The sequence below is a fragment of the Pseudomonas zhanjiangensis genome, assembly GCF_041027545.1.
GTDB classification, from domain to species: Bacteria; Pseudomonadota; Gammaproteobacteria; order Pseudomonadales; family Pseudomonadaceae; genus Aquipseudomonas; species Aquipseudomonas zhanjiangensis.
This window is the reverse complement of record NZ_JBFTEG010000011.1, coordinates 57273-71751: the sequence shown is the minus strand read 5'-3', so window position 1 is coordinate 71751 and position 14479 is coordinate 57273. Positions and strand designations below refer to the sequence as shown.

At 67.4% G+C, this 14479-nt stretch carries 9 protein-coding genes; all 9 read left to right on the top strand.

Going from position 1 to position 14479, the window contains the following annotated elements; translation table 11 throughout:
- The first annotated feature begins 239 nt into the window (after window positions 1-239).
- Entirely contained in the window at window positions 240-2027 is a 1788-nt protein-coding gene (locus AB5S05_RS14420) for an acyclic terpene utilization AtuA family protein (RefSeq protein ID WP_369288218.1), read from the top strand.
- 93 nt (window positions 2028-2120) lie between these two features.
- Window positions 2121-2999 (top strand): SDR family oxidoreductase, encoded by an 879-nt coding sequence (locus tag AB5S05_RS14415; RefSeq protein ID WP_369288217.1) that lies wholly within the window; start codon window positions 2121-2123, stop codon window positions 2997-2999.
- A gap of 3 nt (window positions 3000-3002) precedes the next feature.
- The gene (gene atuC / locus AB5S05_RS14410; RefSeq protein WP_369288216.1) at window positions 3003-4619 is read left to right on the top strand and encodes a geranyl-CoA carboxylase subunit beta; all 1617 of its coding nucleotides are present in this window, start codon (window positions 3003-3005) and stop codon (window positions 4617-4619) included.
- Window positions 4620-4690: 71 nt separating this feature from the next.
- A complete protein-coding gene (atuD, locus tag AB5S05_RS14405; RefSeq protein ID WP_369288215.1) occupies window positions 4691-5848 on the top strand; it encodes a citronellyl-CoA dehydrogenase in 1158 nt (385 codons plus the stop codon).
- 99 nt (window positions 5849-5947) lie between these two features.
- Window positions 5948-6745, top strand: coding sequence for an enoyl-CoA hydratase/isomerase family protein (locus tag AB5S05_RS14400; protein WP_369288214.1), 798 nt, complete (start codon window positions 5948-5950; stop codon window positions 6743-6745).
- Between the two features lie 127 nt (window positions 6746-6872).
- Entirely contained in the window at window positions 6873-8855 is a 1983-nt protein-coding gene (locus AB5S05_RS14395) for an acetyl/propionyl/methylcrotonyl-CoA carboxylase subunit alpha (protein ID WP_369288213.1), read from the top strand.
- Between the two features lie 92 nt (window positions 8856-8947).
- Entirely contained in the window at window positions 8948-11605 is a 2658-nt protein-coding gene (locus tag AB5S05_RS14390) for a bifunctional diguanylate cyclase/phosphodiesterase (protein WP_369288212.1), read from the top strand.
- 46 nt (window positions 11606-11651) lie between these two features.
- Window positions 11652-12476 (top strand): SDR family oxidoreductase, encoded by an 825-nt coding sequence (locus AB5S05_RS14385; RefSeq protein WP_369288211.1) that lies wholly within the window; start codon window positions 11652-11654, stop codon window positions 12474-12476.
- 157 nt (window positions 12477-12633) lie between these two features.
- On the top strand, window positions 12634-14460 hold the full coding sequence (locus AB5S05_RS14380; protein ID WP_369288210.1) for a long-chain-acyl-CoA synthetase: 1827 nt from the start codon (window positions 12634-12636) through the stop codon (window positions 14458-14460).
- The last annotated feature ends 19 nt before the right edge of the window (window positions 14461-14479 follow it).

Sequence of the window (14479 nt, the reverse complement as noted above, 5' to 3'; positions counted from 1 at the left end):
CTGTTTACTCCCCGTCCCCTTCGCCGCTTGGCCAGATGTCGCCGAAACACAGCAATGCTCGGACGTCTGCATATTTTGCCCAAGTGCTTGTCGTAGTTAGTGAAATTTATGCCTCGGGGGCCAGCCAAGCAAGCGCTTGGGCGCACTTTTGGCAGGAAAGCCCTCTTTTCCCGCTTTAAAACCAAGCGCTTGCTTGGTAGTGTTGAGGGCATCCTATCAGCGTGCAACGGCGCCCTCCCATGACCAAAACCGTACGCATCGGCTGCGCCTCTGCCTTCTGGGGCGACACCTGTACCGCCGCCGCCCAGTTGGTGCGCGGCGCCGAACTCGATTACCTGGTGTTCGACTATCTGGCCGAGATCACCCTGTCGATCATGGCCGGGGCCAGGCTGAAGAACCCCGCACAAGGCTATGCCAGCGACTTCGTCGAGGTACTGGCGCCGCTCCTGGGCGAGATCGCCGAGAAGCGCATCCGGGTGATCAGCAATGCCGGCGGGGTCAACCCCGGCGCTTGCGCCGCCGCGCTGCGCGCCGCCTGCGACAAGGCCGGCGTCGCCTTGAAGATCGCGGTGCTGCATGGCGATGACCTGCAACCCAGGCAAGCCGAACTGGCGCGGGCCGGTGGCGTCGAGATGTTCAGCGGCGCGCCGCTGCCGCCGCACTGCCTGTCGCTGAACGCCTACCTGGGTGCGCCAGGCATAGTCGCGGCACTGGCGCGAGGCGCCGATATCGTCATCACCGGCCGGGTGGTCGACAGCGCCGTGGTCAGCGCGACCCTGGTGCACGAGTTCGGCTGGGCCTGGAACGACTACGACAAGCTGGCCCAGGCCGCCCTGGCCGGCCACATCATCGAGTGCGGCGCGCAGTGCACCGGCGGCAACTTCACCGACTGGCAGAGCGTGCCGGACTACGAGCACATCGGTTTCCCCGTCATCGAAGTACAGGCCAACGGCCGCTTCGTGGTGACCAAGCCGGAAGGTTCCGGCGGCCTGGTCACGCCCTTCAGCGTCGGCGAGCAGATGCTCTACGAGATCGGCGACCCGCGCGCCTACCTGCTGCCGGACGTGGTCTGCGACTTCACCCGGGTGCAGCTGCGCCAGGTCGGCGACAACCGCGTCGAACTCGCCGGTGCCAGGGGGTTGCCGCCCACCGGGCAATACAAGGTCAGCGCCACCTATCCGGACGGCTTTCGCTGCACCGCCAGCTGCCTGATGGCCGGCATCGACGCGATCAAGAAGGCCGAACGGGTCAGCCGGGCGATCATCGCCAAGACCGAGGAGCTCTTCACCGAACGTGGCTGGGGCCCCTATCAGGAAGTCAGCATCGAACTGCTCGGCACGGAAGCCACCTACGGCCCCCACGGCCGACGCCAGGACAGCCGCGAGGTGGTGATCAAGATTGCCGTGCGCCACCCGCAGAAGGAGGCCCTGGTGCTGTTCTCCCGCGAGATCGCCCAGGCCGCCACCGGGATGGCCCCCGGGCTGACCGGTATCGTCGGCGGCCGCCCGACGGTCTACCCGGTGATCCGCCTGTTTTCCCTGCTGGTCGACAAGTCGACCTGCGCCCTGGCCATGGAACTTAATGGCACACGCACGCCAGTCGAGCTGCCGGCCCTGGACGCCCTCGCCGGCGCAGACCTGGCCGACGCCGCCGAGCCGCCGCCGGCCGAAGGTCTGGCCGATGCCAGCGTGCCGTTGGTCAAGCTGGCCGTGGCCCGCTCCGGCGACAAGGGCAACCACAGCAATATCGGTGTGATGGCGAGAAAGCCCGAGTACCTGCCGTGGATCGCCGAGGCCCTGAGCTGCGCGGCGGTGGTCGACTGGATGAGCCACGTTCTCGATCCGCAGTCCGGCCGGGTGCAGCGCTGGTATCTGCCCGGCAGCCATAGCCTCAATTTCCTGCTGGAGAACGCCCTCGGCGGCGGCGGCGTGGCCAGCCTGCGCATCGACCCGCAGGGCAAAGCCTTCGCCCAGCAGCTGCTGGAGTTCCCGGTGCCGGTGCCCAAGGGCCTGGCCGAACAGCTGTAGGCTGGAAAACCCGCGCAGCGGTTTGACAGCGATCAATCGCGGCGGGAAAGGCCGCTGGCCATTTCCCAGCCCACGACGAGGACGATAGGAACCATGGCATACGACTCGATCTTCCGCCCCGGCCTGTTCGCCGGCCAGTGCACCCTGGTCACCGGCGGCGGCAGTGGCATCGGCCGTTGTACCGCCCACGAACTGGCGGCCCTCGGTGCCCACGTGGTGCTGGTCGGGCGCCAGGCCGACAAGCTGGAAAGCACCGTCGACGAAATCCGCGCAGACGGCGGCAGCGCCAGTTACCAGGTCTGCGACATCCGCGACGAGGAGTCGGTCAAGGCCATGGTCGCGGCAGTCGTCGCCGAGCGCGGGGTGATCCACCACCTGGTCAACAACGCAGGCGGCCAGTACCCCGCCCCCCTCGCCTCGATCAACCAGAAGGGCTTCGAGACGGTGGTGCGCACCAACCTGGTCGGCGGCTTCCTGGTCGCCCGCGAGGTATTCAACCAGAGCATGAGCAGGACCGGTGGCAGCATCGTCAACATGCTCGCCGACATGTGGGGCGGTATGCCCGGCATGGGCCACTCCGGCGCGGCCCGGGCCGGCATGGAGAACTTCACCAAGACCGCGGCCGTCGAGTGGGGCCACGCCGGAGTACGGGTCAATGCCGTGGCGCCGGGCTGGATCGCCTCCAGCGGCATGGACACCTACCCCGAATCGATGAAAGCCATGATTCGCTCGCTCAAGGACCAGGTGCCTCTGCAGCGCATCGGCAGCGAATCGGAGGTCTCCGCCACCATCGTCTTCCTGCTGTCGCCGGGCGCCGCCTTCATCAGCGGCAACACGGTGCGCATCGACGGTGCCGCCAGCCAGGGCAGCCGCGCCTTCCCGCTGCTCAAGGCCAAGCCGGGGCAGGTCCAGGCCTACAACGGTTTCCACCGCGCCTACCTGCCCGCTGTGCTGAATGAACAGGAGAAATAAACAATGCCGGTGATCCAGTCCGAAATCGACGTGCAAGGCGCGGACTTCGCCCGCAACCGCGAGGCCATGCTCGCCGCCATCGCCAGCTTCCGCGAGATCGAGCAGCGCTGCCTGGACAAGGCGCAGGAAGCCAAAGCCAAATTCGACAAGCGTGGCCAACTCCTGCCGCGCGAACGCCTGAGCCTGCTGCTCGACCCCGGCAGCCCCTTCCTCGAGCTGGCCTCGCTGGCTGGCTATCGGCTGCACGATGACAAGGACGGCACCCAGGCCGGCGGCGGCATCATCGCCGGCATCGGCTACATCGCCGGGGTACGCTGCCTGATCAGCGCCAGCAACAGCGCGATCAAGGGCGGCACCATCTCCCCGGCCGGGCTGAAGAAGACCCTGCGCCTGCAGCAGATCGCCATGGAGAACAAGCTGCCACTGGTAGCCCTGACCGAGAGCGGCGGCGCTAACCTCAACTACGCCGCCGAGATCTTCGTCGAGGGTGCGCGCGGCTTCGCCAACCAGGCGCGGATGTCGGCCATGGGCCTGCCGCAGGTCACCGTGGTACACGGCTCCAGCACCGCTGGCGGGGCCTACCAACCGGGCCTGTCGGACTACGTGGTGGTGGTGCGCGGCAAGGCCAAGCTGTTCCTCGCCGGCCCGCCGCTGCTCAAGGCCGCCACCGGCGAGATCGCCAGCGACGAGCAATTGGGCGGCGCCGAGATGCACGCCCAGGTCGCCGGCACCGCCGAGTACCTGGCCGAGAACGACGCCGACGGTCTGCGCATCGCCCGCGAGATCCTCGCCATGCTGCCGTGGAACGCGCAGCTGCCGGCGCGCCCGCAGAAGACCTGGCGCGAGCCGCTGTACCCGATCGACGAACTGCTCGGGGTGGTGCCCTTTGATGCCAAGAAGCCCTACGACGTGCGCGAAGTCATCGCCCGCCTCGCCGACGGCTCCGAGTTCCTCGACTTCAAGATCGAGTTCGACAACCAGACCGTCTGCGGCCACCTGCGGATCGAGGGCCAGCCCTGCGGCCTGATCGGCAACAACGGCCCGATCACCCCCCAGGGCGCGGCCAAGGCGGCGCAGTTCATCCAGCTGTGCGAGCAGAGCAACACGCCGCTGCTGTTCCTGCACAACACCACCGGCTTCATGGTCGGCACCGAATCGGAACAACAGGGGGTGATCAAGCACGGCTCGAAGATGATCCAGGCGGTGGCCAACGCCACTGTGCCCAAGCTGACCCTGGTGGTCGGCGGCTCCTACGGCGCCGGCAACTACGCCATGTGCGGCCGCGGCCTGGACCCGCGCTTCATCTTCGCCTGGCCCAACAGCAAGACCGCGGTGATGGGCGGCGCCCAGGCCGGCAAGGTGCTGCGCATCGTCACCGAGGACAAGCAGCGCAAGGAAGGCAAGGAGGCCGATCCGAAGATGCTCGACATGCTCGAGTCGGCCACCGCGCAGAAGCTCGACAGCCAGTCCACCGCCCTCTATGGCACCGCCAACCTGTGGGACGATGGCCTGATCGACCCACGCGATACCCGCAAACTGCTCGGCTACCTGCTGGATATCTGCGCCGAAGCCGCGATGCGGCCGCTCAAACCCACCACCTTCGGCGTCGCCCGTTTTTAACCCGTAGGGTGCGCTGCGCGCACCACATCCAGTGACCTGTGCGCACAGCGCACCCTACAAGGAGCAAAATCATGATCTTCACCCAGGAACACGAAGAACTGCGGCGTACCGTGCGTACCTTCGTCGAGCGCGAGATCAACCCGCACGTCGACCAGTGGGAAAAGGACGGCCGCTTCCCGATCCACGAGATCTTCAGGAAGGCCGGGGCGCTCGGCCTACTGGGCATTTCCAAGCCGGAAAAATTCGGCGGCATGGGCCTGGACTACAGCTACTCGATCGTCGCCGCCGAGGAATTCGGCACCATTCACTGCGGCGGCGTTCCCATGTCGATCGGCGTGCAGACCGACATGTGCACTCCGGCCCTGGCCCGCTTCGGCTCCGACGAGCTGCGCGAGCAGTTCCTGCGCCCGGCGATTGCCGGCGAGATGGTCGGCTGCATCGGCGTCTCCGAGGTCGGCGCCGGCTCCGACGTAGCCGGGCTGAAGACCAGGGCGCGCAAGGACGGCGACGACTACATCATCGACGGCAGCAAGATGTGGATCACCAATTCGCCCTCCGCGGATTTCATCTGCCTGCTGGCCAACACCTCGGACGACAAGCCCCACGTCAACAAGTCGCTGATCGTGGTGCCGATGAACAGCCCGGGCATCAGCGTCAGCCCGCACCTGGACAAGCTCGGCATGCGCAGCTCGGAGACCGCCCAGGTGTTCTTCGACAACGTGCGGGTGCCGCAGCGCAACCGCATCGGCGCCGAAGGCAGCGGCTTCATGATGCAGATGCTGCAGTTCCAGGAGGAACGCCTGTTCGGCGCGGCCAACATGATCAAGGGCCTGGAGCACTGCATCGACAGCACCATCGACTACTGCAAGGAGCGCCAGACCTTCGGCAACCCGCTGATCGACAACCAGGTCATCCACTTCCGCCTGGCCGAGCTGGCCTGCGAGGTCGAGGCACTGCGCGCCCTGGTCTACCAGGCCACCGAGCTGTATGTGGCCGGCAAGGACGTCACCAAACTGGCCTCCATGGCCAAGCTCAAGGCCGGCCGCCTCGGTCGCGAAGTCACCGACAGCTGCCTGCAGTACTGGGGCGGCATGGGCTTCATGTGGGACAACCCGGTCTCGCGCGCCTACCGCGACACCCGCCTGGTGTCGATCGGCGGCGGCGCCGACGAAATCATGCTCGGCATCATCTGCAAGCTGATGGGCACCCTGCCGGGCAAGAAAAAATAGCCTGGAGCCATTCCTAACGTCGCGTAGCGACGGCCCGCAGGCTGGCCGCCAGGGATGGCAGGCCGTAAGAAAGGCTGACCCTAGAACGAGGAACCCGGCATGAATGAATTGCCGACATGCGAAACCCTGCTACTGGAGCACGCCTGCGGCGTGCTGCATATCACCCTCAACCGCCCGGACTGCCGCAACGCCATGAGCCTGACCATGGTCGGCGAACTGCGCGCGGTGCTGGCCAGCGTGCGCCAGCAGCCGGGCATCCGCGCCCTGGTGCTGCGTGGCGCCTCCGGGCACTTCTGCGCCGGCGGCGACATCAAGGACATGGCCACGGCCCGCAACGCCGGCCAGGCGGCCTACCGCGAGCTGAACCGCGCCTTCGGCAGCCTGCTGGAAGAGGCGCAGCACACGCCTCAGGTGCTGGTCGCGGTGCTGGAAGGTGCGGTGCTCGGCGGCGGCCTCGGCCTGGCCTGCGTGTCCGACGTGGCCATCGCCCGCCAGGACGCCCAGTTCGGCCTGCCGGAAACCACCCTGGGCATCCTGCCGGCGCAGATCGCCCCCTTCGTCGCCAAGCGCATCGGCCTGACCCAGGCCCGCCGCCTGGCGCTGACCGCCGCGCGCTTCGACGGCGCCGAGGCGGCGCGCCTGGGCCTGGTGCATTTCAGCGAAGCCGATGAGCAGGCCCTGGAGCGCCGCCTGGCCGACACCCTGGCGCAGATCCAGCGCTGCGCCCCGCAGGCCAACGCGCAGACCAAGGCCCTGCTGCTGGCCAGCGAAGAGCAGCCACTGGGGCCGCTGCTGGATAGCGCGGCCGATCAGTTCGGCGCCGCGGTGACCGGGGCCGAAGGCGCCGAGGGCACCCTGGCCTTCGTGCAAAAACGCAAACCCGACTGGGCCAAGTGAGCGGCAGACGCTCATAGGGGGGGATGTCGCTCTTCACATCCACCAGAACATCGCCCGGTGGATCGATGAAGCGCGATCCACCCTACATAGACCGAAGCGGTTTGAACGGCAGGAGTAGAACGACGACATGGCTGCATTCAACAAGATCCTGATCGCCAACCGCGGCGAGATCGCCTGCCGGGTGATGCGTACCGCCCACGCGCTGGGCTACCGCACTGTGGCGGTGTACAGCGAGGCCGACGCCGACGCGCGCCACGTGCAACTGGCCGACCAGGCGGTATGCATCGGCCCGGCTCAGGTCAGCCAGTCCTACCTGGCGATCGAGCGCATCATCGCCGCCGCGCGCCTGACCGACGCCGACGCCATTCACCCGGGCTACGGCTTCCTCTCGGAGAACGCCGAGTTCGCCCGCGCCTGCGAGGCGGCCGGCATCGTCTTTATCGGCCCGAGCGTCGAGGCCATTCAGCTGATGGGCAGCAAGCGCCTGTCCAAGCTGGCCATGCAGGAGGCCGGGGTGCCCTGCATCCCCGGCTACCAGGGCGCCGCCCAGGACGACGAAACCCTGACCCGCGAGGCCGAGCGTATCGGCTACCCGCTGATGATCAAGGCCAGCGCCGGCGGCGGCGGCCGCGGCATGCGCCTGGTTCACAGCGTCGACGACTTGGCCGGGCAACTGCGCAGCGCGCGCTCCGAGGCGCTGAATGCCTTCGGCTCAGGCGAGCTGATTCTGGAACGGGCGCTGCTGCAGCCGCGCCACGTGGAGATCCAGGTGTTCGGCGATCAGCACGGTCAGATCGTCCATCTCGGCGAGCGCGATTGCTCGGTACAGCGGCGACACCAGAAGGTGGTCGAGGAGGCGCCCTGCCCGCTGATGACGGCCGAACTGCGCCAGGCCATGGGCGCCGCGGCGGTCAGAGCCGCGGCCACGGTCAACTATGTCGGCGCCGGCACCGTGGAATTCCTCCTGGAGGCTGGTGGCGCGTTCTATTTCCTGGAGATGAACACCCGCCTGCAGGTCGAGCATCCGGTCACCGAGCTGGTCACCGGCCAGGACCTGGTGGCCTGGCAGATTCAGGTCGCCGAGGGTCAGCCGCTGCCGCTCGGCCAGGAGGACATCCACCTGGACGGCCATGCCATCGAGGTGCGCCTGTATGCCGAGGACCCGGCCCGAGACTTTCTGCCGCAGACCGGTCGGGTATTGCGCTGGGAGCCCGCCGAATCGCCGGGGGTGCGAATCGATCATGGCCTGATCGAGGGCCAGGTCATAGGCTCCTTCTACGACCCCATGCTGGCCAAGCTGATCGCACATGGCCGCACCCGTGAGGAAGCGCGACGCAAACTGCTGCGCGCCGTCGAGGATTGCGTGCTGCTGGGGATCAACGCCAACCAGCATTTTCTCGCCAACCTGCTCGGCCACCCCGCCTTCGCCGCAGGCCAGGCCAGCACGGCCTTCATCGACGAGCACCTGCGCGACGACCCGAGCCTCGCCGCAAAGCCGCCGAGCGCTGCCGAACTGGCCAGCGCCGCCGCCCTGTTCTATCAGGCATCGGCCCAGGCCAGTGCCCACCAGGGCGCACTGGCTGGCTGGCGCAATGCCGGCAACGCCCCCTGGCAGTTCCTGCTCCAGCACGGCGAGCAGCGCTTCGACGTCCAGCTCAGCGTGGAGCAATCCGGCCCGCAGCCACGACTCGCCATTCGCGTCAGCAACCAGCAGATCCAGCTGCACCTGCTCGCCAGCGACGGGCACTGGGCCACCCTGGAGCGTGATGGCGTGCGCCTGCGCCTGGCGTACTGCCAACGCGACCGGCAGCTGTGGCTGTATGGCCGGCACGGCAACCTGGAGCTTAGCGATGTCAGCCACGAACCGGTCAGCGTCGGCGAAGGAGCCGGCGAAGGCCGGGTGAAGGCGCCGATGGACGGCGCCATCGTCGAGGTGTTGGTCACGGAAGGAGAAAGGGTCGCCAAGGGCCAATTGCTGCTGGTGCTGGAAGCGATGAAGATGGAACACCCACTGAAGGCCAGAGTCGACGGAGTCATCCGCCGGGTGCAGGTGAACCAGGGCGACCAGGTGAAGAACCGCCAGCTGCTGGTGGAAGTGACCGACGAGTGATGTCGTCTTCTGCTGTGTTTCTGGCGCTGGAGAAGTGGCATTTTGGCCTAAACCCGGCGATGATCCTGCGAGCCCCGCAACAAGGATCCCCCATGCCGGTTACTGAACAGGCCATCGATGGCGAAGACGCCCTGGCCCTGGGCAGGACCTTCGCTCGTCGTACCCTGCCCGCCATCGTCGGGCTGCTGCTGCTGGCGCTGCTCGCCAGCGCCGCGGTTCTGGTTCAGCTGGCCCAAAATCAGGATCGCCAGGCCCTGCAGCAGAGCCGTTTCTATGCCGACAAGGCCATCCAGGCTCGCCGGGCCGGCATGCTGCGCAGCATTACCGACAACGCCTTCTGGGGCGACGCCTACCGGCACCTTGGCGGCCGGGTGGATACCGGCTGGGCCTATGAGAGCCAGAACCTCGGCCCCTCGCTGTTCGAGACCTTCGGCTACGAGGGGGTGCTGGTGGTCAACCCAGACGGCGACACCACCTATGCGGTGATCGACGGCCAACTGCGCAGCGAGGATGCCCATCGCTGGCTGCGCGGCGATCTCGACGCGCTGATCGCCCAGGCCCGCGACGCCGTGGAGGACGACGAGGGGGTGATCGGCCTGCTGCACGTGGATGGCCGTCCGGCCCTGGTCGCCGCCGCCGAATTCACCAACGATGACGATCCGCGGGTCCCCCTGCTGCCCGGTCCGGCCTCGGTGCTGCTGTTCGTCGACGTGCTCAGCGAAGAGAAGCTCCTGCAACTGGGACAGGACTACGGCCTGCCCAACCTGCGCCTGGGCGACGCCGCCATGGCCGAGCAGCCACCCGCCAGCCTGACCCTGGTACCGAGCGCCGCGCCCCCGGTCGTGCTGACCTGGGACCAGCCCCTGCCCGGCCGCCACCTGCTGAATCTGGTACTGCCGCTGATGGGCATCGTCGCCCTGGTGCTGGCGATACTCACAGGGCTGGTGCTGCGCCACGCGCTCAAAGCGGCGCGCCTGATGGACCGCAGCTATGCGCGCCTGACGCAAAGCCGGGCGCAGCTGGCGGCGAGTGAAGCGCGCTTTCGTGACGTGGCCGAGATCGCCTCGGACTGGTTCTGGGAGGTCGATGCCGCGCAGCGGATCACCTACCTCTCCGAACGCTTTGAGGCCGTCACCGGCTACCCGCCAATCCTGTGGCTGGGACGCAGGCTAGACCAGTTGCTCGAATCCGAGGAATGGTCGCTGGCCGCCTGGCTGAGCGATTCCCCACCCCTGGCCGAACGACGCGCCGCCCTGATCTGCCGCTACACCGCGGCCGATGGCCGCCTGCGCACCTGCCGGATTGCCGGCCACCGGATTGCCGGCCACCGGGCTGCCGGCCATGCCGAAAGCGGCCCGGCTGGCGCTGAAGCGCCTGGCGAGCACGATACGCCCGGCCAGGCCAGCTGCCGCGGCACCGCCAGCGACATCACCGAGGAAGTGGCCGCCCAGGCAAGGATCCAGTACCTGTCTGCCCACGACTCGCTGACCGGCCTGCCCAATCGCCATCGCCTGCACGAATTCCTCGAAGGCAAACTCGATAAGGCGCCCACCCTCAGTCAGCCGCTGGTGATGCTGAGCATCGACCTCAATCGCTTCAAGCCGATCAACGATGCCTTCGGCCATGCCGCCGGCGACCGGGTCCTGCACGAGGTCTCCCAGCGCCTGCAGGCCTGCATCCACGATCAGGATCTGGTGGCCCGCCACGGTGGCGATGAGTTCATCATGGTGCTCAGCGGCAGCTACTCGGGCCAGGTGATCGAACAGCTTTGCACGCGCCTGATCGAGCAGGTCGAGCAACCCTTCTGGATCAATGGTCACCAGGTGTTCATCGGCGCCAGCATCGGCATCAGCAGCGCTCCGCAGGACGCTACCCAGGTCGAAGAGCTGTTGCGCTACGCCGATATCGCCCTCTATCAGGCCAAGGCCGGCGGTCGCAGCGGCTGGCGCTTCTACGACCAGCAGATGAACCAGCGCATCGTCGAGCGCCGCCAGCTGGAGCAGGACCTGCGCCACGCCCTGGCGCTGGGCGAGCAGCTGTGCCTGCATTTCCAGCCGCGCTACCGGCTCGACGACATGCGCATGGTCGGCGTCGAGGCCCTGGTCCGCTGGCAGCACCCGCAACGCGAACTGCTCGGCCCCGACCGTTTCATCGGCCTGGCCGAAGACACCGGGCTCATCGTGCCCCTGGGCGACTGGGTGCTGCACAGCGCCTGTCGCGAGGCGATGCGCTGGCCACAGCCGCTGCTGGTGTCGGTCAACCTGTCACCGCGGCAGTTTCGCTGCGGCGACCTGGTCGCCCGGGTCAAGGCGGCGCTCGAGGCCAGCGGCCTGCCCCCGCAGCGCCTCGAGCTGGAGATCACCGAAAGCGTGATGCTCGATGATGCCGAAGGCGCCCTGCTGACCCTGCAGCAGCTCAAGGCACTTGGTCTGCGCCTGTCCATGGACGATTTCGGCACCGGCTATTCGTCGCTCAGCTACCTGAGCGGCTATCCCTTCGACACCCTGAAAATCGACCGCAGCTTCATTCGTGACCTCGATGACTCGGCCCATAGCCGGGCCATCGTCCAGGCTATCATCGGCCTCGGCCGCGCGCTGTCGATGGGCGTCACCGCCGAAGGGGTGGAGAACCAGCAGCAATTGCAACTGCTGCAGCAGGACGGCTGCCACGAGGCCCAAGGCTACCATCTTAGCAGGCCCCTGACCGTCACCGCGCTGCAGGCACTGCTGGGGCAGACGGTCGGCGCCTGACCCGGCCGCCATGACAAGGATTTCCATCAGCACACGGAGGAACACCATGAGCCTGGCCAACAAGACCCTGTTCATCACCGGCGCCAGCCGCGGCATCGGTCGCGAGATTGCCCTGCGCGCCGCGCGCGATGGCGCCAACCTGGTGATCGCGGCGAAGAGCGCCGAGCCTCACCCGAAACTGCCCGGCACCATCCACAGCGTCGCCGATGAGGTCCGCGCCGCCGGTGGCCAGGCCCTGGCCCTGCAGCTGGACGTGCGCGACGAAACGGCGGTCGCCGCCGCCATGGCCCGGGCCGCCGAGCACTTCGGTGGCATCGATGCGCTGGTCAACAACGCCGGCGCGATCAAGCTGGCCGGCGTCGAGCGGCTGGAGCCCAAGCGCTTCGACCTGATGTTGCAGATCAACACCCGCGCGGTGATGGTCTGCAGCCAAGCGGCGCTGCCCTACCTCAAGCAGAGTGACAGCGGCCATATCCTCAGCCTGTCGCCACCGCTGAACATGGACAGCAAGTGGTTCGCCCAGCACGGTCCCTACACTGTGACCAAGTACGGCATGAGCATGCTCACCCTGGGCATGCACGAGGAGTTCAAGCGCTACAGGATCAGCGTGAATGCGCTCTGGCCGCGAACCCTGATCGCCACCGCCGCCATCGAGTTCGAACTGGGCGGGCGCGATGCCTTCAAGCGCGCGCGCACCCCGGCGATCATGGCCGATGCCGCCCACGCCATTCTCGCCAGCAGCGGCCGTCGCATCAGCGGACGCCTGCTGATCGACGAGGAGATCCTGCGCGAACAGGGCCAGAGCGATTTCGAGCAGTATCGCTTCGACCCGCACGGTGGCCCGCTGATGACCGACCTGTTCGTCGACTGATTCACCCGCCCCGGGTGCACCGCGAGTGCGGCCGCCGCGCGGCAGCAGCCCCTGATTGCACCTCGACACCGCGCGGCTTGGCGCCGGCATCATGGCGCAACGCAGGCGAGGCAACTAGAGTGCCATTTCCCGCACAACAAGGACGAAAGCGAGAGCCATGAGCCAGACCGACCTGATTTCCCCGATCCACTTCCTAGCCCGTCTGCCCCAGCACCTGCCAAGGCTGCCGCGCCTGCTGCGCGGCCTCTATTACACCGGCATTCGCAACCGCGACAAGCACCTGTCGCTGGCCTGGGCGCTGGAGCGTGCCACCCGCCTCAACCCCGACCGCCCGGCCCTGCTCGACGAACAGCGCCGGCTCAGCTACCAGCAGTTCAACAGCTGGGCCAACCGCCTGGCCTGGGCCCTCAAGGCCGAGGGCGTGCGCCATGGCAGCGTGGTCGCGGTGATGCTGGAGAACCGCCTGGAACTGCTGGCGATTCTGGCCGCCCTGAGCAAGCTCGGCGCGGTCGGCGCCCTGATCAACACCACCCAGCGCGGCCCGGTGCTGGCCCACAGCCTGAACCTGGTCAAACCCGCCTTCCAGGTGGTCGGCGCCGAGTTGCTCGCCGCCTTCGAGGAGGTCGCCGGTCAACTCGGCAACCCCTCGGCGGCGCGCTACTGGATCGCCGACCGGGACTGCCTGACCGATGCCGGTGACGCCCCCGCCGGCTGGGGCAACCTGATGCAACTGGCGCGCAGCCAGGCGGTGGTCAACCTGCCGGACAGCGCGCGGGTGCAGATGAAGGATGCCTGTTTCCTCGTCTATACCTCGGGCACCACCGGCCTGCCCAAGGCGTCGATCCTCAGCCACGGCAAGTGGATCAAGGCCTATGGCGGCTTCGGCCATTCCGGCCTGAGCCTGAGCAATCGCGATGTGCTCTACCTGACCCTGCCCTGCTACCACAACAACGCCGTCACGGTGTGCTGGGGCGCCGCCCTGGCCGGCGGCGCGGCCATCGCCCTGCGGCGCAAGTTCTCCGCCAGCGCCTTCTGGCCGGACGTGGCCCGCTACAACGCCACCTGTTTCGGCTATATCGGCGAACTGTGCCGCTACCTGCTGAACCAGCCGGAGTGTCCCGAGGAGCGCGGCAACAGCCTGCGCTACATGATCGGCAATGGCCTGCGGCCATCGATCTGGGGCGCATTCAAGGAGCGCTTCGGGATCGAGCGGATCACCGAGTTCTATGCCTCCAGCGAGGGCAACGTCGGCTTCACCAACCTGTTCAACTTCGACAATACCGTCGGCTTCTCACCCTCCCCGTTCGCCATCGTCCGCTACGACCTCGAAAGCGACTGCGTCGTCCGCGACCGGCAGGGTTTCCTGCAGCGGGTGAACAAGGGCGAGGCGGGCCTGCTGATCTGCGAGATCAGCAGCAAATGGCCGTTCGACGGCTACACCGACCCGGCCAAGAACGAGGCGGCCATCCTGCGTGATGTATTCAGCCAGGGCGACGCCTGGTTCAACAGCGGCGACCTGATGCGCGACCTGGGCTGCAAGCATGCGCAGTTCGTCGACCGCCTCGGCGATACGTTCCGCTGGAAGGGTGAAAACGTCTCCACCACCGAAGTGGAGAACGTCCTCGGCGCCCTCCCCGACGTCGAGGATGCGGTGGTCTATGGCGTGGAAATTCCTGGCACCAACGGTCGCTGCGGCATGGCCGCGCTACGCCTGAAGGCCGGTATGCAACTCGACGGCGAAGCCCTGGCCGCCCATCTGGACCAGGCATTACCCGGCTACGCGGCGCCGCTGTTCATCCGCCAGCTGGCCGAGGTGGAAACCACCGGCACCTTCAAGTACAAGAAAACCGACCTCAAGCAGGCCGCCTACAACCCCGCGCTGGTCGAGCAAACCCTGCTGGTGCGCCTGCCCGGCAGTGATTGCTTCACGCCCCTGACGGAGCCGCTGTACCAGGCCATCACCACCGAGCAGCTGCGCTTCTGAGGGAGGCGCCCGGCGCCCG

Coding starts and splice junctions, on each gene's coding strand:
- AB5S05_RS14380 (WP_369288210.1), top strand. CDS start 12,634: ATGAGCCAGACCGACCTGATTTCCCCGATCCACTTCCTAGCCCGTCTG.
- AB5S05_RS14400 (WP_369288214.1), top strand. CDS start 5,948: ATGAATGAATTGCCGACATGCGAAACCCTGCTACTGGAGCACGCCTGC.
- AB5S05_RS14395 (WP_369288213.1), top strand. CDS start 6,873: ATGGCTGCATTCAACAAGATCCTGATCGCCAACCGCGGCGAGATCGCC.
- AB5S05_RS14415 (WP_369288217.1), top strand. CDS start 2,121: ATGGCATACGACTCGATCTTCCGCCCCGGCCTGTTCGCCGGCCAGTGC.
- AB5S05_RS14385 (WP_369288211.1), top strand. CDS start 11,652: ATGAGCCTGGCCAACAAGACCCTGTTCATCACCGGCGCCAGCCGCGGC.
- AB5S05_RS14390 (WP_369288212.1), top strand. CDS start 8,948: ATGCCGGTTACTGAACAGGCCATCGATGGCGAAGACGCCCTGGCCCTG.
- AB5S05_RS14420 (WP_369288218.1), top strand. CDS start 240: ATGACCAAAACCGTACGCATCGGCTGCGCCTCTGCCTTCTGGGGCGAC.
- atuC (WP_369288216.1), top strand. CDS start 3,003: ATGCCGGTGATCCAGTCCGAAATCGACGTGCAAGGCGCGGACTTCGCC.
- atuD (WP_369288215.1), top strand. CDS start 4,691: ATGATCTTCACCCAGGAACACGAAGAACTGCGGCGTACCGTGCGTACC.